A 20,767-nucleotide genomic window follows, 5' to 3' on the forward strand; every position below is an offset into this window, starting at 1 on the left:
GGAAATTTTCTTCCTGTACCAGCAGTCCGGCAGGTTTCCTGACTTACAGATCATCACACAAAACCGCCTTCCCAAAGCTTTCACGACAGTTTATCCAACTGTCCTTCTTCCTCAGTGACCGCGCTTTCGCGCATGGTCTTGTATTCCCTGCTCACAGTGACGAGATCGTACAGGTCTTCCACCTGTTTCCCTTTTACCTGCTGTCCGCCTGTTCTCATGAACTTTTTCACAGCGGCAGCAGCACCGGATGCCTCTTCGATTGTTATGGGAGATATTTTAGCATTACAGAAATTATTATGCAATAGGCTCTATAAAAAACGGGGATAGATTTTTTGATCCGTTCCCGTTTTATCCGTAATAACAGTATTTATAAGATTTTTAGCCGGTTTTTCACCCACAGAAACTACAGTTTCTGACTATGGTAGATCTCACCGTCCAGATCTTTCCAGACAACTACCCCATCCTGTAGGATCATGTAACTGTGCTCGCTCTCCGCTTTCGGAATCGACACGGAACCCGGATTCAGGTACAGGTTGCCGTCGCCGAACGATTCCCAGGCCGGGATGTGGGTGTGGCCATGAAGAAGAATGTCCCCCGGTTGAAGCGGAGGGAGCTGTTTTAAGTTAAAGTGGTGTCCATGGGTGGCGTAGATCAGGCGGTCCGCCGTTGGGATCACTGCGTAATCCGCGAGGATCGGGAATTCCAGAACCATCTGGTCCACTTCGGTATCACAGTTTCCGCGGACGCAGAAGATCCTGTTTTTCCGCTCATTTAACATTTTGATGACTTCCTTTGGGGCGTACTCTTTCGGGAGGTCGTTTCTCGGTCCATGGTATAAAATATCGCCCAGAAGCAGGAGACGGTCCGCCTGCTCCCGGTCGAATGCTTCCAGCATCTTTTTGCAGTAGTACGCGGAGCCGTGGATGTCGGACGCGATCATGAGTTTTATCATTTCAGCAGATTCCTTTCCTTTTACAGATCAGCGCATCTATCTCCATGCTGCTCTTGCCTTCTTTAGATTTCATCGTTCCTGTCGTTTTTTTCAAGCACATGGACATGTTCTGTCACTGTTTTATTTAACAATTTCCACTCCAGATCCCTGTTCGTATGATGATACCGGAAGCCGCATTTTTCTGCCACGCGCTTCGATTTCTCATTCCCGTCAAAATACGCGTACCAGATTCGTTTCAGCCCCAGATCTTCAAAACCGTACCGAATCAACTCCTTTATCGCCTCCGGGATGATTCCCTGCCCCCAGTACGGAGTTCCCAGCCAGCAGCCGATCTCTCCCTCATCTTCTGGTACCGGCATATTGCATGCCGCGCCCACTGTAAGGCCTGCACAGCCCACCGGCTTTCCGGTACTCTTTAAAACCACCGCATACGTTCCATCCGCCGATAAAACTTCCCGGATGATCTCTCTGCTGTTCTCCACACTCGTATGCATCGGCCATCCTGCTTCCGGACCGACCTGCGGGTCTTTCGCATATTCGTAGCAGCTCTCCGCATCGCTCTCCTGCCATGGTCTTAAAATCAGGCGTTCTGTCTGTAATTCCATCTTTATTTATCTCTCCTCCGTTTTTTTATACAGGTGATTCTCCGTTAATACTACCAGATCACCTTCATCAATCTCCTGCTCATAAAGCCAGTCATCTTCCTGACGGATCATCCGCTCGTTTTCCTCAGCGTCTTTCATCCGGACGAAAACTGTTTTCTTTGCCCCCGCGGGGCGTTCCTCACAGCCATAGTCATCCTCCTGGATCTGGAGAATGATGTATTCCTGTTCGTTTTTCATTTTACACACTCCCCTCATAATCTGGCTTTTCACTTAACTTTTTTATAAAACAATATTTTCCTTTTCCATGCCCTTTGACCGTTTCAATGATCTCTGCGCTTATCAATAACTTTATTACTTCTGATGCTCTGGTTGCTTTTAATCCTGTCAAAAGCATTATATCTTTTCTTCCAAACGCTTCTGCTGTTCCGTATGCTTCATATATACGCAGAATATGGTCCACTGTTTTATCTGATAATCCAGGAATTATTTTTCCAATCTGTTTACGAATGTTCGCTTTTATACTCTTATCGTTCACTTTTTGCATTTCAATGTTCGCTTTTATACTCTCATCGTTCGCTTTTGGAGGAATCACAAACTTTCCGCTGATATGCATGACCCGATTATGCAGTTCATTTTCTTCATTCAATAACAGATTTCGCAGAAATAGCTCTAAATACTCTGTTGTTTCATGAATCCCAATTTTAAAATTATTATAATTTGCCCGCACCAATGCATTTCTAAAATACCATGCATTCTCGGCAAATATATCATTGGTGGCATCAAATCCCAGCGTTCTTAAATACTTGATAAAAAATACTGCCGTCGTTCTGGTATTTCCTTCCTCAAAAATATGGATTTGCCATAACCTTGAGACAAACACTGCCAGATGATGAATTATTTCATTGATCGACAGACCTTTATAGCTGAATGTTCTTTCTTCGGAGAAGTCATATTCCAACGTGTCACGGAGTTCAGACGCATTTCCATAAAGAACTGTTTCTCCATCTAATACCCACTCTTTTTTTGTGATGTTATAATCCCTGATCTTTCCGGCGTGTCTGTAGATTCCAGTAAATAGTTTTTTATGAATCGAGATATATTCATTTGGAGTAAAACTAAAACCCGTTTCTGACAAAACCTTTACGATCCGGACAGAAACCTTATCCGCTTCCTCCGTTCTGTCTCCAGGATCCTGTTTTGGGTTTTCTTCATAGTAGCTATTTAAAAGCGAATTTGCCTCATCAATTGAAATATCACCTTCGATATTCCGAATCGCAGTATCGATCAGATATTTTGACGTTTTCAGCCCATCTACTGCCTGCAGCCCAATTGCTGTCTGCCATGCATAGCCTTTTTCACGTTTATTCGGCTCTGATTCTCTTATATATTCTTTGAAAGGATCCTGATTCATTTTCATCTCCCAACTAATTACAGTGTAGGCATTTTTTCGTTAATAACGCTACCGTCTCCACATGCCCTGACATTCCGAACATGTCAACGGTTCTGACACGTTTTACCTCATATCCGTTTTCTCCGAGGTACTTCACATCTCTCGCCAGGGTTGAGGAATCGCAGCTGACGTAAACTACCTTCTCCGGGGACATTTTTACGATAGTCTCGAGGCAGAGTTCATCGCAGCCTTTTCTTGGCGGGTCGACAACGATTACATCGGCTTTGATATGATTTTTTTCATACTGTTCCGGAAGAACCTCCTCGGCTTTTCCGACGAAGAATTCTACATTATCGAGACCGTTGCGCTTCGCATTCTCTCTGGCATCCTCGATCGCTGCCGGAATGATCTCGACACCGCAGACTTTTCCGGCTTTCTGGGCGAGGAAGGAGGAGATTGTTCCGATTCCGCAGTAGAGGTCCCAGACGGTCTCACCGCCGTTTAAATCAGCGAATTCCAGAGCTGTTCCGTAGAGACGTTCTGTCTGGACCGGGTTTACCTGATAGAAGGATAACGGAGAGATCCGGTACTCGATGTTTCCGATCTTATCCGTGATATAACCCGGCCCATAGAGATTTTTGATCTCGGTTCCCAGGATCACGTTTGTCTTTTCCATATTGAAGGACAGGGAGATACTGTCCGCTCCCACTTCACGCATCCGCTCGATGAACTCTTTCTCGTGAGGAAGCTTCTTTCCGTTGATCACGAGACATACCATATGTTCACCGCTGGCGAAACCTTTTCTTAAGAGAACATGGCGCACAAGTCCCTTGTGGTTTGCCTCATCATAAGGTTCCATACCAAAATCTTCCATGAATTTTAACACTGCCGCCAGATAATCTTTATTTTCCGCACATCCAAGCAGGCAGTCCAGCTCCGGTACCGGGATCAGGGAGTGGGTCCGTCCGGCAAAGAATCCCGCCGTCGATTTTCCGTCTTTTCCGCGGCCGATCGGGTACTGCTCTTTGTTGCGGTATCTCCACGGGTCTTCCATTCCAATGATCGGTTCCATGACGACCGCGTCCGGCACTCCCGCTGCCTGTTCCGCCTCTTCCGGCAGGAACAGGTTTTCCATGCCACCGATGCGTTTTAAGTGATTGTATACTTTCTTTTCCTTGAATTTTAACTGCTCTTTATAGTCCAATTCCTGAAGCTGGCATCCGCCGCAGGCTCTCGCCACCGGACATTTCGCCTCCACACGGCCTTTGGCCGGGGTGATGACGCGCACAAGACGGGCAAAGCCGTAATTTTTTTTCATTTTCATGGCTGACGCCTCGATCGTATCCCCGATCAGGGCATCCTTCACAAACCAGATATATCCGTCCACGCGGCCAATACCTGCACCGTCCTCTCCCATATCCTCGATGGTCACTGTAAATTTATCGTTCTTCTTGATTTCCATAATTCGTTCCTTCTATATAAATATTCTTGTTGTACATTTTTATCGCTGAGCCCACTCTGTCCTTTCACCTCACTAACCCAAACTAATAGCGTATATCCCGTACTGAGAATATACCGAATACACAAAGTGCAGAACAGACCTAAAAATAAGACTCAATGCTCAGTTTTTCTTAAGTATACAAGAATTACTCCCGCATTTGCAACCCCCATCACATAAACGAACGTGAAAATCTCTGCCCTATACCGCATACAGGCAAAACAACAGTGAAAAAGTGAATCCGATCCGCATTTTCAAATGAGTCACGTTTTTACGTCAATACAAAAAACCGGCTCCCCGCGCCCCGAAAACTCCCATTCAGAAGTCCCCGGAACCGGAAAACCGGTCTTAACATATCAACTCTATACGTTAAACATTATGTAAATCGCAATGTCCAGTGGGTATTCGCAATCCACTTTGCTGCTTACCTGATTCGATTATGCTCTTGCCTCAGAACCTGCCTTCTTGCTTAACAGCTCCTTACCGGATGTGACAACGATGATCACACCGAGAACCATAAGAAGAATCGCAACGATCAGCTGAAGTCCTTCAACCATAAATACTGCGGTACCTGCGCTGAATGCGTTTACAAGAGCAAGCGTTCTCTGAACCAGTGCTGTGAAGGTTACGCAGAGCATGATCACGCACGGTACGATCAGGGTCTTGTTCTGTCTGCCTGTTACCTTTAAGAATACGCAGAGTGTGATCAGAACAAGTGCACTTAACAGCTGGTTTGCGCTTCCGAATAACGGCCAGATGTTGGAGTAACCGACTCTTGTAAGGATATAGCCGAATGCAAGTGTAATGATCGTGGATACATATTTGTTGCAGAGGAATTTTCTCCAACCCTCCGCATTCTCCATATCGTCTACGGAGAAAAGCTCCTGGAAGGACATACGTCCGATACGTGCTACTGCATCAAGGCTTGTAAGAGCAAGAGCGGATACACACATGGTCATGAAGCACTGTGCAACATAGATCGGAAGACCGAACATCTCAAGAAGTCCAGCAACGCCGGAGGAGAAGATCTGGAACGGAGTTCCTACTGCTGCGGTACCGTCAGCGGCTGCGGCGGCACCCGCTACGCAGAGTGCAAGTACGGCTAAGAGGCTCTCGAGAACCATTGCGCCATAACCAACTTTTAACATATCTTTCTCGTTCTCAACGGTCTTGGAGGAAGTACCGGAGGAAACGAGGCTGTGGAAACCGGAAACGGCTCCGCAGGCTACGGTTACGAAAAGGATCGGGAACATGTTTCCGAGCTTCTCATTTGTGAAGCCTGTGTACATCGGAAGGTTCATGTTCGGATGCGCAACAACAATACCGACAACAGCGCCGAGGATCATTCCTGCAAACATGAATGTTGTCATGTAGTCACGCGGCTGCTTTAAGAGCCACATCGGAAGAACAGATGCAAAGAAGATATACGCAAATGTGAATCCTGTCCATGCGTCCTTACCGCCGATTAACGGAAATGCCATACCGATTGCAAGAGACGCAACCGTGCATGCAAGTCCTACGAAGAACTCGCTCTTGCCTTCAAGGTTGAGCTTCTTCTGAAGAACACCGAAAACCATCGCAAATACGATAAATGCGATGGAGATGGAGCCTGCGGCGCCGTTTGTCTGAGCCGCTGCGGCCAGCTCTGTAACACCATCCTTAACCGTATAAGCATTGAATGTGCCTGCAACCATGTCAGCAAAGGCTGCGATAACGATCAGTGTAAATAACCAACAGAAGATCAGGAATAACCGCTTACCGGTCTTGCCGATGTACTTCTCGATCAGGAGTCCCATGGACTTACCTTCGTTCTTTACGCTTGCGTAAAGAGCGCCGAAGTCTGTGACAGCTCCGAAGAAGATACCGCCGACAAGGATCCAGAGAAGAACCGGAACCCAGCCGAATGCAGCCGCCTGGATAGCGCCCGTTACAGGGCCGGCACCTGCGATAGAGGAAAACTGGTGTGAGAAAACGATCCAGCCGTTTGTAGGTACATAATCCTGTCCATCTTCATGTGTATAGGCAGGTGTCTTTGCCTTCGGGTCGATACCCCAGGTCTTTGCCAGCCAGCGTCCGTATACCATATATCCGCATAACAGACACACAGCTGAGATGAGAACGATTACTAATGTGTTCATGTCATTTCGCTCCTTTGTAAATTCATTTCGTCATACCGGAATGTCGCGAATTCCGGTCCCTGTAGTCCATCCATATTCAAACGATCCTGAAAATACGGCAGGAATTGCTGTGGAATATACGTATAAAGCAAAAAATCCTTCGTCTCCACAGGGATCGCTCCCTTAGAAGACGAAGGATCTAACATTCTCCGCGTTACCACTTCTGTTGCCGGAAAACCGGCCTCTCAGTCCCATCCTCCTCAAGTATCTGCTGTACTCTCAGATGAATCGGTCCCCTTTTAACGGTGAGGTTTCCGTCCGGAATTACTAAAATGAGCTGTTCATCCCGGCTGCTTCCAGGTGATAACCTTCTAATTTCTTATCTGCCTCGCACCGACCGGCAGTTCTCTGAATAAGATCCTGTTAGAAAGTCCTGTCCCGTTCATCGCATTTGAATATGAACAACACTCATTTTAGTCACAAAAGTGATTTTGTCAACCGTTATTTTTTGATCTTTGCGGTTTCTTATCAGTGCAAAGCGCACATATATCTTTTTCACGCGGACATTTCGTGTCATCTGTCTTTCTATGACAAATTATTATCAAAATTATGCACGATTTATGATCCGCTGCGGGTCAATTTTTCTACATACTAGTTTTCACTCGTCCGGCGGACATTCGTCTCCATGAAGCGGTTGTAGCCGAGCCAGCCCATGTTGTCCCCGGCACCTCTTAAGATCTCTGTCATGGTCTCCATTTTCGCGTCCGCGTTGTCCGCAAGATTTAATGCCATCGCCTCGATCAGGGCTGGTTTCTTCGGGGAACCGTACTCAAGCTCACCGTGATGTGCAAGAATGCAGTGGATCAGCTCACTCTCCAGCTTTTTCGGGAATCCCGGCATCGTGTCGATCCGCTCTTTTACCATCTGGGAGCCGATGATGATGTGGCCGAGAAGCTGTCCGTCATCTGTGTAGTCATTCTCCGGGAACGCGGAAAGTTCTTTTGTCTTTCCGATATCATGGAACATCGCTGCCGTCAAGAGCAGGTCGCGATTCAGCACCGGGTACTGTTTACAGAAGTAATCGCACATTTTTACAACACTTAAGGTATGTTCTAAAAGTCCGCCGACGAAGCCGTGATGAACGCTCTTTGCCGCGGAATGGAAGGAGAACGCCTTCATGAACTCCGGGTCGTTGAAATAGCCGGATGCCAGCTTTCTTAAGTACTCGTTCTTGATGGTTGTGATGTACTGGGTGAGCTCATGCTGCATCGTCGGGATGTCCTTTGTGGTCACCGGGAGATAATCTGCCGGATGGTACTCGCCCTCATCCGCCTTGCGGATCCGTTTTACATTTAACTGGTTCTGTCCCTGGAACAGAGTCACGTCTGCGTCAACATACACGTAATCCAGTGCGCAAAACTCGTTGATTCCCGGAGAGTTTAACTCCCAGATCTTCGCGTCAACAGTTCCTGTTTTATCCTGCAGTACAAGAGAACCATACTCTTTTCCATTCTTTGTGAGCGCGATCTGTTTTGTCTTGCACAGGTATACATCCGAAATGTGGTTTCCTTCCCGGAATGTTTCAATAAATCTCATAATCTCTCCTTCTATTCATTGCGTCGACAGACGTTTTCTGTCTTTACATCTAGCGTTTCAGTTTTAAGGCTGAAACGTTATTATTGGACTAGATAACTGTTCAGTAAGTCTGAGCAGTTACAAGCCAGGCAGTAATAACTACCTGGCTCCAATCGTCACTTGATACTCTATCTCTTTATATTCATCAATAGACTTCCGTTTTACCGTAACTTTTACAGAATCTCCGGTCTTCGTGTCCTCCAGCCGGTTCTGGAAGTCCCGGATCGTCTGGATCTCCGTGTCCCTGATCTTTGTCAGGATATCACCGTTCTGGATCCCCACGTTGTAGGCAGGTCCATCTGCAATGGAATCTGTTATATATACTCCGCTGGGGATTCCGCTCTCCATCATCACGGAGGTCACATCCTGTCCCCGGATTCCGAAATACGGGGCGGACTGTCCGTTTGTGAGCTTCTGGAGCACGCCCTTGTACTCCGAGATCGGTATCGCCATCGTCTTATCTTCCGTCTGTCCATTATCACCGGACTGATAAGTGTCGGTTGCCCAGCCCACCAGCTGGCCGGAAAGATTTAAGAGGAATGTTCCCTCGTCTGCATGGCTCTCAAACTCGGTATACAGGATACGCGTCTGACCATCCACTGCCTGGACTCCCTTTGCCACATAGGCAATCAGCCCCTGCTTGACGGAATGGACATGTCCGGAGGGACTTCCCACCGCGAGGACCATGTCCCCGGTACGGACGGAATAGGAGTTTCCGAGTTCCACCGCCTTCATCCAGTTTACGGTCTGCCCTTCAATATCAGAGATCTTCGCACTGACAACTGCCATCTTGGAGGTGATGTCCTGGGATTTCAGTTCTACTGCCGCCGTGGATCCGTCCCCAAAGGTCACCCGCAGGGAGTCGGCTCCAGCCACCGCGCTTTGTCCTGTCAGAATCAGCGCCTCGCTGGAATTCACCGCGATGATGATTCCCGCATACTGTCCTGTCGTCTCAATAGGGTTATCAAACCAGTCCACGTCGTTTTTCACTGCGGAAACTGTCACGATACTCTTCTCGGATTCCAGGTAGATGTTCCGGAACGCGTCGTTTAACTCGGTGAGGTTTTTCGTCGTCCATGGGAACTTTTCCATGGCGTCCCCAACGATCTTATCCACCTCATCCTTCAGATCTTCCGCGCGGATCCCCTCTCCTGTGGTCTCCGCCATGGTCTCCACCGGTGTCGGCTCGCCGGATGGATCTTGGTCCCGTTCGATCGTGATCGGTGCGGAGGTCACTGGCTGCTCTTTACCCAAAAGCTTTTTCGCTGTCGGCAGTGATGCCACAAAGCTCACCGCAGCAACTCCACCGAAAACGGCCGCAAAAAGAACATAGCACAGGATCCGGCCCGCGGCCCTACGCTTATCGATCGGAGGTTTTACGACCTTTTCCCTCATAAATTTTTTCTCGTTAGGTGTATCTGACATGAAAAAAGTCTCCTTTTCATATCTTACAGCAGCCCTTACTCCTGCTGCTACAGGCAAATATCCATCAAAATATGATTCCATTTGCGGATTCTTTGCGTTTAGCCTATTTTCTTTTCATTATAATTTTTTTCCTCTTATTATGCAACAAAAAAATGGTGTATACAAGTTTCTCCGTACCATTCGATAACCTTTTCCACAGGCTCTCCCTCCCAAATCGGACACCTCCACCGTAAGAAAAAATCTCTATGATATTTAACACGTTTGTGTTATACTTTTTCTGTGCAGGCAGGCATCTTTACTGAAAATCTCCGCATGTTTCATACTGCGGAATGTCTGCGTATTGAAAGGAAAAAAGGATCGACCTATGAATCAGAAAGTATTAAAAACACTTGAATATTATAAAATTATTGACCGCCTGACCGACTGTGCGGCGTCCGAACCGGGAAAGAAGATGTGCCGGGAGCTGACACCGTCCTCGAATTTCAACGAGATTGTCCAGACCCAGACCGAGACCGCCGATGCGGTGACCCGTGTCCGCCAGAAAGGAAGTCTCTCCTTAGCCGGAGTCCGGGATGTACGGGATTCCTTAAAACGTCTGGAGATCGGCAGCTCCTTAAGCATCACGGAGCTTCTCTCCGTCAGCGGACTTTTGACCTGTGCGGCCCGCGCAAAGAATTATGGACGCCATCCGGAAAATATGGAACTTCCTGATGACTCTCTCGATGAGATGTTCCGCACTCTGGAACCACTGACGAATGTGAACAGTGAGATCACCCGCTGTATTCTCGGTGAAGATGAGATCGCCGATGATGCAAGCCCGGGACTCCACCACGTCCGCCGCCAGATGAAGATCACGGCAGATAAAGTCCACACCCAGTTGAACTCCATCCTAAACTCCAGCCGTACCATGCTGCAGGATGCCGTTATCACCATGCGTGACGGACGCTACTGTCTCCCGGTCCGCGCCGAGTATAAGAGCCAGTTTGCCGGAATGGTCCATGACCAGTCGACCACCGGATCCACACTCTTTATCGAGCCGATGGCGATCATCAAGCTAAACAACGAACTCCGTGAACTGGAATTAAAGGAGCAGAAAGAGATCGAGATGATCTTAGCTGCCTTAAGCACCGAGCTCGTCCCGTATATCGAGCCGATCACAACGGATTTTGAGATCCTCACAAAGCTGGATTTCATCTTCGCGAAGGCTGCTCTCTCAAGAATCTATAACTGTTCCATGCCGAAGTTTAACCGAAAAGGTTATATCCATATCAAGGATGGCCGCCATCCGCTCCTTGACCCAAAAAAGGTCGTTCCGATCAATATCTGGATGGGAAGAGATTTCGACCTGCTGATCGTAACAGGACCGAATACCGGCGGTAAGACCGTATCCTTAAAGACGGTCGGTCTGTTTACCCTGATGGGACAATCCGGTCTGCAGATCCCGGCGTTTGACGGATCCGAGCTTTCCGTTTTTGACGAGGTATTCGCGGATATCGGCGATGAGCAGAGCATCGAGCAGAGCTTAAGTACCTTCTCCGCCCACATGACAAATATCGTTAAGATCCTAAATCAGGCAGACAGCCGGTCTCTCTGCCTTTTCGATGAGCTTTGCGCCGGAACGGACCCCACCGAGGGCGCTGCTTTAGCGATCTCTATCCTGTCCTTCCTTCACAATATGAAGTGCCGGACCATGGCGACCACCCACTACAGCGAATTGAAAGTATTCGCCCTGTCAACGCCGGGTGTTGAGAACGCCTGCTGTGAATTTAATGTTGAAACACTGCGTCCGACTTATAAGCTTTTGATCGGTATTCCCGGAAAGAGCAACGCATTCGCGATTTCCAGACAGTTAGGTCTGCCGGATTACATCATCGATGATGCAAAGACCCATCTGGAATCCAATGATGAGGCATTTGAGGACCTGCTTGCGAACTTAGAGCAGAGCCGCGTGACCATCGAAAAAGAGCGTGAGGAAATCGCAAGCTACAAGGAAGAGATCTCCCGTTTAAAGAAGAATATCGAGCAGAAGGAAGAGCGGCTTGATGAGCGGAAGGAAAAGCTCTTAAAGAACGCCAACGAGGAAGCCCAGCGGATCTTACGCGAGGCGAAAGAGACCGCGGACCAGACGATCCGGAATATCAACAAGCTTGCCGCAAGCTCCGGTGTCGGAAAAGAGCTGGAAGCTGAGAGAACAAAGCTCCGCGAAAAGCTGGATAAAGTCGATAAAAGCTTAAGTCTGAAGAACAATAAGGGGCCGAAAAAGACGATCTCACCGAAGAAATTAAAGATCGGTGACGGTGTTAAAGTCCTCACAATGAACTTAAAGGGAACAGTCAGCACACTGCCGAACGCAAAAGGCGATCTCTATGTGCAGATGGGAATCCTGCGCTCCCTTGTAAATATCAAAGATCTGGAACTTTTAGACGAGGCGTCCGTATCCGGACCGGGCCTCGATCCGGCTGCCCTGAAGCGGAACAACACCGGAAGCGGAAAGATCAAAATGGCAAAATCCTTCTCCGTCTCCCCGGAGGTCAATCTCATCGGAATGACAACGGACGAGGCGATGCCTGTTCTTGACAAGTATCTGGATGATGCTTATCTCGCCCATCTTCCGCAGGTCCGCGTTGTGCATGGGCGCGGAACAGGAGCGCTGCGGGCTGCGGTTCATAAGCATTTGAAGAAGCTTAAATATGTGAAGGAATTCCGACTTGGTGAGTTTGGGGAAGGCGATACGGGAGTTACGATCGTAACCTTCAAGTAACTTTCAATTAGGAACTGCGTCGGATTTTGTCTGAACAGTACTATTTTAAAGTTATGTTAACCGCAAAGGTTTCAATTTTACCCATCATCCTATAGGAAATAGAAACCTGCCCTGATTTACAGGCAAAAAACGAAATTTTTACGATAAATTTTAGAAGGAGGAGACCTCCATGGTCGATAAACAGAGAATTCTCATCGTCGACGATGACGAGAATATTGCAGAGTTAATTTCCCTGTACCTGATGAAAGAATGTTATGATACAAAGATCGTCGGGGACGGAGAATCCGCATTGAAGGAGGTTCCGGTCTTTAAGCCGAACCTGATCCTTCTCGACCTGATGCTGCCGGGCATGGATGGCTATCAGGTCTGCCGGGAGATCCGCACGACCTCTCAGGTACCGATCATCATGCTGTCCGCAAAGGGCGAGGTCTTCGACAAAGTTTTAGGTCTGGAACTCGGTGCCGATGACTATATGATCAAGCCGTTCGATTCAAAAGAACTTGTCGCCAGAGTCAAGGCTGTTCTCCGCCGCTATCAGGCGGCCCCGGTCAGTATGTCCGCTGCGACAAAACAGCAGGGAGAATATGTGGAGTATCCGAATCTCATCGTCAACCTGACGAACTATTCCGTCCTCTACAAAGGTCACTCTGTGGATATGCCGCCGAAGGAGCTGGAACTTTTATACTTCCTTGCCTCCTCTCCGAATCAGGTCTTTACCCGAGAACAGCTGTTGGATCATATCTGGGGCTATGAGTATATCGGTGACACCCGGACTGTTGATGTCCACATCAAACGTCTTCGCGAGAAGATCCGCGACGACGAGAACTGGGCGCTGTCCACCGTCTGGGGAATCGGCTATAAATTCGAGGTAAGACGATGACCCGTTCTCTTTATACCAAGTTTCTTCTCGGATATCTGGTGTTTGGTCTTCTCGGTTTCATTTTCATCGCGACCATGTCCTCGGAGATCACCTACCAGTATCTCTTAGAAGAAAAGTCTGAATCGCTCTACGATGAGGCGAATCTTCTCGCCTCCACCTACAGCGATATCTATCAGGGCAAAAATATCAGTCTGTCCACGGCAAACCCGCAGCTGCAGGCCGTTGCCACCTACTTAAAGGCACAGGCCTGGGTCATCAACCAGAAAGGCAGCGTCGTTGCGGAGACTGCCCCAGCCTCCCATATCGGCACCGCCATCGATGGTTTTGATCCCACCGTGGCGGGAAACCGCTCGTATATGACCGGCAGATTTTTCGGCATGTTTGATAAGGAGATGCTGTCCGTCATTGCGCCGATCACGGGCAACTTCAATACATATGGTTATGTAGTGATCCATATGCCCATCGAACAGATCGTACATGGGAAAGACCGGATCCTGAACATTGTATACATTACAGCGCTGGTGGTTTTCATCCTCTCCCTGATCATTCTTCTCGTGTTCACAAAGACTGTATATGTCCCGTTAAAAAAGATCACTGCGGGCGCGAAGGAATACGCGGCGGGAAATTTAAGTCATACGATCAAGGTAAATTCTGCCGATGAGATGGGGTATCTTGCCAACACCTTAAATTATATGTCCAGTGAATTAAATAAGATGGAGGAATATCAGCATTCCTTTATCGCCAACGTCTCCCACGACTTCCGCTCCCCGCTGACATCCATCAAGGGGTATCTGGAAGCGATCAAAGACGGAACGATCCCGCCGGAATTATATGATAAATATCTCGGTATCCTGATTTCCGAGACAGAGCGCTTAAACAAACTCACTCAGGGCATGTTGACGTTAAACTCTCTCGACAGCAAGGGATTCCTGACACGGAGCAACTTTGATATCAATCGCGTTATTAAAGATACCGCGGCAACCTTTGAAGGAACCTGCAATGCCAAGGATATCGTTCTCGATCTCACCTTCGCTGCGGATATCCAGATGGTGTATGCAGACCTCGGTAAGATCCAGCAGGTACTCTACAATCTGATCGACAACGCCATCAAATTCAGCCGTGAGAACTCTGTGATCTATATCCAGACTTCGCTGAAGTACGAGAAAGTCTTTATTTCCGTGAAAGATACGGGAATCGGTATTCCGAAAGAGAGTATCAAGAAGATCTGGGACCGGTTCTATAAGTCGGATCTCTCCAGAGGTAAGGATAAGAAGGGAACAGGACTCGGTCTGGCAATCGTAAAAGAGATCATACAGGCACATGGGGAAAATATTGATGTGATCAGCACCCAGGGGGTCGGGTCGGAATTTATCTTTACGCTGCCGAAGGCGACGGCACTGTAATACAGCCAAACATCCGGACACAGAAATATCTATTCTGTGTCCGTTTTTTGTTACTCGCATCTCGCGCGGTCGTTTGCGACAATCTATATTTTCCCACAGTGCACAAAAAATCTCTGTCTGGACGCACCTCGGCGTGTCCGGGCAGAGATTTTTATTTCTGTCGATTCTTCCGTTTTCTTAGATTTCTTTCATCTTCGTCCCGATCGCATGAACAACCACCTTCATGCTTTGTTATTTTTATGATCGGCCGGACATCATATCAAGTCCTGTCATTGCCAGCACTTTTACTGCTGCAGTGAGAGCACGTCTTCCTGCTTCTCCTCCTGCAGCGTCCGCAAATGCTGCTGTATGGGTTCCCAAGCCTTCGCCCACACCGATATAAAACTGGGCAGCCGGAAGTGCCTGAGTCACATTTCCCACATCCGTGGAACCGATTCCCTGAGTCAGATCACGGGGGATATGATGTTCTCCAATGAAATCCATGTTCTTTTCCACTGCCGTCACAAGTTCTCTGTTGTTGCGGACATCTTTTATCAGATAGCCATTCTGCTGAATTTCCACATCTACACCGGCGCAGATGGCTGCGCCTTTCGCGCACCGGTCTATCACGGAGATCACATCTTTCAGGTACTCCGCATCCAGTGCCCTGATATTAAATCTGCAGACCGCTCTCTCCGGAACAATATTCACAACGGTTCCGCCTTCCACGATAATTCCGTGAACCCTCGTATAATCCTTAAAATGAAGTCTCTGGGAATCTACCGCATGGAACATCTGGAGAACTCCGTTTAACGCGCTGGCCCCCATCCACGGACACGCTGCGGTATGTGCCGGTTTGCCGGTGAAGGTATAGGTCTTATTTACGGCTGCAAATGAGATATCATCTGCCATGGACATATCACTCGGATGCATGATCAGCGCCATATCCACACCATCGAAAATTCCTTCGTCCAGCATCGTGATCTTTCCGCTTCCGTTTTCCTCTGCCGGTGTTCCAAGAACCTTCAGGGTTCCGCCGATCCCGTATTTTTCCATGATCTCTTTTAATATCACAGCGGCCCCGGCTCCGCTGGTGCCGATCAGATTGTGACCGCATGCATGTCCAATTTCAGGGAGCGCGTCGTACTCGCACATAAACGCAAAGGTCAATCCCGGCTTTCCGCTCTGGTATTCCGCCACAAATGCGGTCTCCAGAGAGCCGGCTCCCCGCTGTACTTTAAAGCCATGCTTTTCCAACAGCCCGCATAGCTGATCCTGCGCCAGCGTTTCATGGTATGCCAGCTCCGGATGAGCAAATATGTATGCACTGACAACCTCAAACTCATCCCGGTGTTTCTCCGCCAATGTTTCAATCTCGTGCTTTACCTGTGTAAGATCCATCGCCATTTCCTCCTGTTATGCCCGATATTATATCCACTATTATACCGCGGCTGCTCCTGATTTCTCAAGCACTGATCACATAAATTTCCCACTCTGGCTCAGATGGGACCTTGCTTTTCGTCCATTGAATCTCCCTGCGTTTCATGATAAAATATAGTCATCTGCTCAATCATTTCTAACTGCTCGAGAGGAGGACATAATTATGAATTCTATTTCTATCACCTGGAATGGTCATTCCTGTTTTACCGTTGAAAAAGATGGATTTTCCATTGTATTTGATCCATATGGCCCGAATACAGTACCGGGACTCGCTCCGCTTTCCCTCATTGCGGACATGGTACTCTGCAGCCACGAGCACGGTGACCACGGATACACAGACGCAGTAACCTTAAAGCACAGCGGGACAAAAAACCCGTTTTCCATCACGAAGATCGACACCTGGCATGACCCGGAACAGGGAGCCCTCCGCGGACCGAACCGGATCCACATTTTAGAATCAGATGGACTTAAAATTGCCCATATGGGTGACATCGGATGTCCTCTTACCAGAGAACAAAAGGATCTGTTAAAGCATCTCGACGCGATCCTGATCCCTGTGGGCGGTTATTATACGATCGATGCGGTCCAGGCGAAGGCTGTGGTGGATGACCTCGCGCCCCGCGTTGTGATCCCGATGCACTACCGCTCTGACCATTTCGGCTATCCGGTGATCGGACGTCTTGAGGAATTTACAGGACTCTGCCGGAATGTGGTGGAGTACGACTCCAACACACTGGTGCTGACGGCTGAGACGAGACCGCAAACGGCGGTTTTGAAGCTGAAATAACCAGATAAGTTCCATTTTTGCTGCAGTTTTCCGTGATGATCCGACCGGCGGTGTAAAAATACAGCTGTCATGTCCGCTCAAATACAGAGTTTAACTGCAGCAATTTTTATGTCCTTTTCCCGGCGCTGGAGAGTACTATAATTTTATAACTTTAAGTTATGTGCCATATCAATACGTGCCATTTTATTTATGCCTGATCCTATGCTATAATGAGGGAATGAAAGAATTCATGAACTGTTACGGCGGCTGACGGTCTATATCTTCGCAGCTGTCTTTTAATATTTCTTAGATAAGAAAGGAACATATAAAGTCATGGCAAAAGGAATGATCTTTAAATTTCATAATGACCTTGATACCGATCAGATCATTGCATCCCAATATCTGCTCTTACCGAATCTGGAAGAGATGAAAGAGCACACATTCGAGTCTCTCGACCCGGATTTCCCCAAAAAAGTAAAACCGGGCGATTTTGTTGTCGGCGGCGAGAACTTCGGCTGCGGTTCTTCCAGAGAACAGGCACCGGGCGTTTTAAAAGCCCTCGGCGTACAGGCCGTCGTTGCAAAATCCTTCGCAAGGATTTTCTATAGAAATGCCATCAATATCGGACTTCCGGTTATCGTCTGTAAAGACCTGCCGGATGATGTAAAGACCGGTGATACCATGGAACTTTCCATGTCTGACGGAACTGCTCACGCAAACGGAAAGACCTATTCCTGTACCAAGTTACCGGAATACATGCAGAACATCTTAAATCAGGGCGGACTGATCGCTTCTTTAAACCGTGAGGAGGAATAGGACAATGGGAATGACAATCGCAGAAAAGATCATCGCGGCGGCAGCCGGTGTTGAGAGCGTAAAACCGGGAGATATCCATACCGTAACATTAGACCGTATGATGAGTAACGACGGAACTACCCATCTGACCGTTGACATGTACCGCAATAAATTAAAACATCCGCACATCGCGGACACAAAAAAGATGGTATTCATTGTAGACCACAATGTTCCGTCCGACTGCCCGAAGACAGCGGCATCCCAGAAGAAGATGCGCGACTTCGCGAAGGAAAACAACATTGATTTCTGGGAGGGAAAAGGCGTCTGCCACCAGGTCATGATGGAACATTATGTCTGCCCGGGCGAGCTGATCTTCGGTGCTGACAGCCACACCTGCTCTTACGGCGCTCTCGGTGCCTTCGGTACCGGCGTTGGATGTACAGACCTCCTCTACGGCATGGTGACAGGAAAATCCTGGGTTCTTGTTCCGGAGACTGTAAAATTCAACCTCGTCGGAAAGCTGCCGGAAGGCGTTTACGCGAGAGACCTGATCTTAACCATCATCGGCACCATCGGCGCAAACGGCTGCAACTACCAGGTTATGGAGTTCACAGGCGAGGGCGCTAAGACATTGAGCATCAGCGAGCGTATGGTCCTCTGCAACATGGCTGTCGAGGCAGGTGCCAAGACCGGTATCTTCGAGCCGGACGAGAAAGCCATCGAATATCTGGAAGCTCACGGAAGAAAGCCGAAGGCACTCTTTAAGAGCGATCCGGATGCTGTATACGCGAGAGAATATACCTTTGACCTCTCCAAGATCCGTCCGGTAGTGGCAAAACCAGACTTCGTTGATAACCTGGTTCCGGCTGAGGAAGTCCGCGGCGTGAAGATCGACGAGGCATTCTTAGGTTCCTGCAACAACGGACGTATCGAGGACCTGAGAGTCGGCGCTTCCATCATTAAAGGAAAGAAGGTCGCTGAAAAAGTTCGTTTCCTTGTGGTTCCGGCAAGCCAGACCGTTTATCTCCAGGCACTGAAGGAAGGCCTGATCGACATCTTTATGGAAGCCGGTGCAATTGTTATGAACCCGAACTGCAGCGTATGCTGGGGCAGCTGCCAGGGTGTGATCGGCGAGAACGAAGTCCTGATCAGCACCGGTACGAGAAACTTCAAGGGCCGCGCAGGTCATCCGAGCTCCAAGGTATATCTTGGATCCGCTGCGACTGTTACTGCTTCTGCAATTAAAGGCGAGATCGCGTTAGCGAGTGATTTATAATTTCGTTTTATTTACAAGAACGTTTTTCACAGCTGCCTGTCCTTTCATGCGGGCAGTTGTGCCATTATAGAAATCGAGGAAAACAACCATGGAAAAAATGACCGGAAAGGTCTGGGTCCTGGGCGATGACATCGACACCGACATCATCATCCCGACCGAGTACCTTGCATTAAAAACCATTGACGATATGAAACAGTACGGATTCAGTCCGCTCCGCCCGGAGCTTGCAGGACAGATCAAGCCGGGCGATATCATTGTTGCCGGAAAGAACTTCGGCTGCGGCTCTTCCAGGGAACAGGCCCCGGAGATCATCAAAGCGCTGGGAATCCAATGCGTGATCGCGAAATCCTTCGCGAGGATCTTCTTCCGTAACTCCATCAACAACGGCCTGCTCTTAATCGAACAGCCAACACTTCACGATGACATCAAAGAGGGCGATACCGTATCCGTTGTGATGAACGAACACATCGACTACAACGGCAAAACTTACCCGATCGCATCTCTTCCGGAGAACCTGATGGACATTATCCGCGCAGGCGGTCTTGTAAAAGCCATGCGCAAGCTGAATGGTCTCGATTAAAGGGGGAGAATACAATGGGAAAGACAGTAATTGAGAAAATCGTTGAACATAATACCGGAAAGTCCGTAAATCCAGGCGATATCGCGATCGTAAATGTGGACCGCGTCATGATCCACGACATTTTTATTCCGTTCGTGGCTGAAAAATTTGAAGAAATGGGCTTTAAAAAGCTGTGGGATCCGGACAAGGTCGTTCTGATCTACGATCACCTCGTTCCGGCAAGCCAGCAGGACGACACGAGACACTTCCGCATCGGAAATGCATTCGCTGAAAAGTACGGCATGACCCACGTACACAGAAGCGACGGAATCTGCCACCAGTTAATGACCGAAGCCGGATATGTAAAGCCGGGCGATATCGCATTCGGTACCGACAGCCACACAACGACTTACGGCTGCGTCGGTGCGTTCTCTTCCGGTATCGGCTACACGGAGATGGCAAGTATCTTAGGCACCGGAACCATGTGGATCCGTGTGCCTGAGACTATCAAAGTCGTCATCAACGGAAAACTGCCGGAGAATGTGATGTCTAAGGACGTAATTCTCCGCCTCATCGGCGATCTCGGCGCGGACGGCGCTACTTACAAGGCGCTGGAGTTCTCCGGAAGCGCTGTCGAAAGCATGACTGTCGCAAGCCGTATGACAATCTCTAACATGGCCATCGAGGCAGGCGCAAAGTGCGCTCTGTTCACACCGGATGAAAAGACGGCGGAATACTGTGATATTACCTTAAACGACTACCAGAAGAGTCTTTTCGGCGATCCGGACGCAGCTTACTGCCGCGTGATGGAATACAACGCGGAAGATTTCGTTCCGGTCATGGCGTGTCCGTCCCAGGTGGACAAGATCCGCAATGTCAGCGAACTTGAAGGCACAGAGATCGACCAGGTATTCATCGGTTCCTGCACAAACGGACGCCTGGAAGATCTGGCTGCTGCCGCCGAAGTTTTAAAGGGCAAACAGGTTGCAAAATTCGTAAAGCTGATCGTAACTCCGGCCAGCCGAAAGATCTACAGACAGGCCGCTGACCTTGGAATCCTTGAGACACTGGCCGAGGCGGGTGCTATGATCACCCATCCGGGCTGCGGTCTCTGCTGCGGACGCGCAGGCGGCATCCTGACAGACGGTGAACGTGTTGTCGCTACCAACAACCGTAACTTCCTTGGACGTATGGGAACATCCAAGGTCCAGATCTATCTCGCCTCCCCGAGAACGGCTGCGGCATGTGCAGTGGCTGGTAAGATCGTTTGTCCGGAATAAGCCAGT

17 protein-coding genes, 1 riboswitch and 1 other annotated feature are annotated in these 20,767 nt (G+C 48.7%); of the genes, 8 read left to right on the forward strand and 9 right to left on the reverse strand.

All coding sequences use genetic code 11. The features are described from left to right. Window positions 1–10: 10 nt before the first annotated feature. Window positions 11–263, reverse strand: a riboswitch (cobalamin riboswitch). A 140-nt stretch (window positions 264–403) separates the two neighbouring features. The 8 genes from yfcE to DW826_RS11010 form a co-directional block, all read right to left on the reverse strand. Continuing rightward, window positions 404–949 (reverse strand): phosphodiesterase, encoded by a 546-nt coding sequence (gene yfcE / locus DW826_RS10970; RefSeq protein WP_117552752.1) that lies wholly within the window; start codon window positions 947–949, stop codon window positions 404–406. A gap of 65 nt (window positions 950–1,014) precedes the next feature. Next, window positions 1,015–1,557 (reverse strand): GNAT family N-acetyltransferase, encoded by a 543-nt coding sequence (locus tag DW826_RS10975; RefSeq protein ID WP_117552731.1) that lies wholly within the window; start codon window positions 1,555–1,557, stop codon window positions 1,015–1,017. Window positions 1,558–1,563: 6 nt separating this feature from the next. Next, on the reverse strand, window positions 1,564–1,794 hold the full coding sequence (locus DW826_RS10980) for a hypothetical protein (protein ID WP_117483923.1): 231 nt from the start codon (window positions 1,792–1,794) through the stop codon (window positions 1,564–1,566). 1 nt (window position 1,795) lies between these two features. After that, window positions 1,796–2,968, reverse strand: a complete 1,173-nt coding sequence (locus tag DW826_RS10985) for a Fic family protein (RefSeq protein WP_117552732.1) — start codon at window positions 2,966–2,968, stop codon at window positions 1,796–1,798. 13 nt (window positions 2,969–2,981) lie between these two features. Further along, window positions 2,982–4,409: a 23S rRNA (uracil(1939)-C(5))-methyltransferase RlmD gene (gene rlmD, locus DW826_RS10990; RefSeq protein ID WP_181968047.1), complete on the reverse strand. Its 1,428-nt coding sequence runs from the start codon at window positions 4,407–4,409 to the stop codon at window positions 2,982–2,984. A 473-nt stretch (window positions 4,410–4,882) separates the two neighbouring features. Further along, complete coding sequence (locus tag DW826_RS10995) at window positions 4,883–6,583, reverse strand: carbon starvation CstA family protein (RefSeq protein ID WP_117552733.1); 1,701 nt, start codon at window positions 6,581–6,583, stop codon at window positions 4,883–4,885. Window positions 6,584–6,745: 162 nt separating this feature from the next. Further along, window positions 6,746–7,017: a binding site (T-box leader), on the reverse strand. A 196-nt stretch (window positions 7,018–7,213) separates the two neighbouring features. After that, window positions 7,214–8,158 (reverse strand): HD domain-containing protein, encoded by a 945-nt coding sequence (locus tag DW826_RS11005; protein WP_117503814.1) that lies wholly within the window; start codon window positions 8,156–8,158, stop codon window positions 7,214–7,216. A 138-nt stretch (window positions 8,159–8,296) separates the two neighbouring features. Then, on the reverse strand, window positions 8,297–9,622 hold the full coding sequence (locus tag DW826_RS11010) for a S1C family serine protease (protein WP_181968048.1): 1,326 nt from the start codon (window positions 9,620–9,622) through the stop codon (window positions 8,297–8,299). A gap of 364 nt (window positions 9,623–9,986) precedes the next feature. Here DW826_RS11010 and DW826_RS11015 point away from each other — a divergent pair, with 364 nt between their 5' ends. From DW826_RS11015 to DW826_RS11025, 3 genes are all read left to right on the forward strand, one after another. After that, window positions 9,987–12,383, forward strand: a complete 2,397-nt coding sequence (locus tag DW826_RS11015) for an endonuclease MutS2 (protein ID WP_117552736.1) — start codon at window positions 9,987–9,989, stop codon at window positions 12,381–12,383. A gap of 169 nt (window positions 12,384–12,552) precedes the next feature. Next, a complete protein-coding gene (locus DW826_RS11020; protein ID WP_015554002.1) occupies window positions 12,553–13,263 on the forward strand; it encodes a response regulator transcription factor in 711 nt (236 codons plus the stop codon). Next, complete coding sequence (locus DW826_RS11025) at window positions 13,260–14,666, forward strand: HAMP domain-containing sensor histidine kinase (protein WP_117512945.1); 1,407 nt, start codon at window positions 13,260–13,262, stop codon at window positions 14,664–14,666. Before DW826_RS11020 ends, DW826_RS11025 begins: the two co-directional genes overlap by 4 nt. Window positions 14,667–14,903: 237 nt before the next feature. Here the strand turns inward: DW826_RS11025 and DW826_RS11030 are convergent, their stop codons facing one another. Further along, window positions 14,904–16,046 carry a M20 family metallopeptidase gene (locus DW826_RS11030; RefSeq protein WP_117552737.1) on the reverse strand — a complete coding sequence of 381 codons (1,143 nt, stop codon included), beginning with the start codon at window positions 16,044–16,046 and terminating at the stop codon, window positions 14,904–14,906. Between the two features lie 202 nt (window positions 16,047–16,248). Between DW826_RS11030 and DW826_RS11035 the strand changes: the two genes are divergently transcribed. The 5 genes from DW826_RS11035 to DW826_RS11055 all read left to right on the forward strand — a co-directional run bounded on the left by DW826_RS11035 (window position 16,249) and on the right by DW826_RS11055 (window position 20,761). Continuing rightward, entirely contained in the window at window positions 16,249–16,872 is a 624-nt protein-coding gene (locus DW826_RS11035; protein WP_117552738.1) for an MBL fold metallo-hydrolase, read from the forward strand. Window positions 16,873–17,184: 312 nt separating this feature from the next. Next, window positions 17,185–17,667 carry a 3-isopropylmalate dehydratase small subunit gene (leuD, locus tag DW826_RS11040; RefSeq protein WP_117552739.1) on the forward strand — a complete coding sequence of 161 codons (483 nt, stop codon included), beginning with the start codon at window positions 17,185–17,187 and terminating at the stop codon, window positions 17,665–17,667. Window positions 17,668–17,671: 4 nt separating this feature from the next. After that, a complete protein-coding gene (locus DW826_RS11045) occupies window positions 17,672–18,922 on the forward strand; it encodes a 3-isopropylmalate dehydratase large subunit (protein WP_117552740.1) in 1,251 nt (416 codons plus the stop codon). A gap of 88 nt (window positions 18,923–19,010) precedes the next feature. Next, a complete protein-coding gene (locus tag DW826_RS11050; protein ID WP_117552741.1) occupies window positions 19,011–19,502 on the forward strand; it encodes a 3-isopropylmalate dehydratase in 492 nt (163 codons plus the stop codon). Window positions 19,503–19,516: 14 nt separating this feature from the next. Beyond that, window positions 19,517–20,761 carry a 3-isopropylmalate dehydratase large subunit gene (locus tag DW826_RS11055; RefSeq protein WP_117552742.1) on the forward strand — a complete coding sequence of 415 codons (1,245 nt, stop codon included), beginning with the start codon at window positions 19,517–19,519 and terminating at the stop codon, window positions 20,759–20,761. Window positions 20,762–20,767: the final 6 nt, after the last annotated feature.

The organism is Clostridium sp. AM34-11AC (assembly GCF_003435375.1).
Lineage (GTDB): Bacteria > Bacillota > Clostridia > Lachnospirales > Lachnospiraceae > Pilosibacter > Pilosibacter fragilis.

Coding starts and splice junctions, on each gene's coding strand:
- DW826_RS10975 (WP_117552731.1), bottom strand. CDS start 1,557: ATGGAATTACAGACAGAACGCCTGATTTTAAGACCATGGCAGGAGAGC.
- DW826_RS10980 (WP_117483923.1), bottom strand. CDS start 1,794: ATGAAAAACGAACAGGAATACATCATTCTCCAGATCCAGGAGGATGAC.
- DW826_RS10985 (WP_117552732.1), bottom strand. CDS start 2,968: ATGAATCAGGATCCTTTCAAAGAATATATAAGAGAATCAGAGCCGAAT.
- rlmD (WP_181968047.1), bottom strand. CDS start 4,409: ATGGAAATCAAGAAGAACGATAAATTTACAGTGACCATCGAGGATATG.
- DW826_RS10995 (WP_117552733.1), bottom strand. CDS start 6,583: ATGAACACATTAGTAATCGTTCTCATCTCAGCTGTGTGTCTGTTATGC.
- DW826_RS11005 (WP_117503814.1), bottom strand. CDS start 8,158: ATGAGATTTATTGAAACATTCCGGGAAGGAAACCACATTTCGGATGTA.
- DW826_RS11010 (WP_181968048.1), bottom strand. CDS start 9,622: ATGTCAGATACACCTAACGAGAAAAAATTTATGAGGGAAAAGGTCGTA.
- DW826_RS11015 (WP_117552736.1), top strand. CDS start 9,987: ATGAATCAGAAAGTATTAAAAACACTTGAATATTATAAAATTATTGAC.
- DW826_RS11020 (WP_015554002.1), top strand. CDS start 12,553: ATGGTCGATAAACAGAGAATTCTCATCGTCGACGATGACGAGAATATT.
- DW826_RS11025 (WP_117512945.1), top strand. CDS start 13,260: ATGACCCGTTCTCTTTATACCAAGTTTCTTCTCGGATATCTGGTGTTT.
- DW826_RS11030 (WP_117552737.1), bottom strand. CDS start 16,046: ATGGATCTTACACAGGTAAAGCACGAGATTGAAACATTGGCGGAGAAA.
- DW826_RS11035 (WP_117552738.1), top strand. CDS start 16,249: ATGAATTCTATTTCTATCACCTGGAATGGTCATTCCTGTTTTACCGTT.
- leuD (WP_117552739.1), top strand. CDS start 17,185: ATGGCAAAAGGAATGATCTTTAAATTTCATAATGACCTTGATACCGAT.
- DW826_RS11045 (WP_117552740.1), top strand. CDS start 17,672: ATGGGAATGACAATCGCAGAAAAGATCATCGCGGCGGCAGCCGGTGTT.
- DW826_RS11050 (WP_117552741.1), top strand. CDS start 19,011: ATGGAAAAAATGACCGGAAAGGTCTGGGTCCTGGGCGATGACATCGAC.
- DW826_RS11055 (WP_117552742.1), top strand. CDS start 19,517: ATGGGAAAGACAGTAATTGAGAAAATCGTTGAACATAATACCGGAAAG.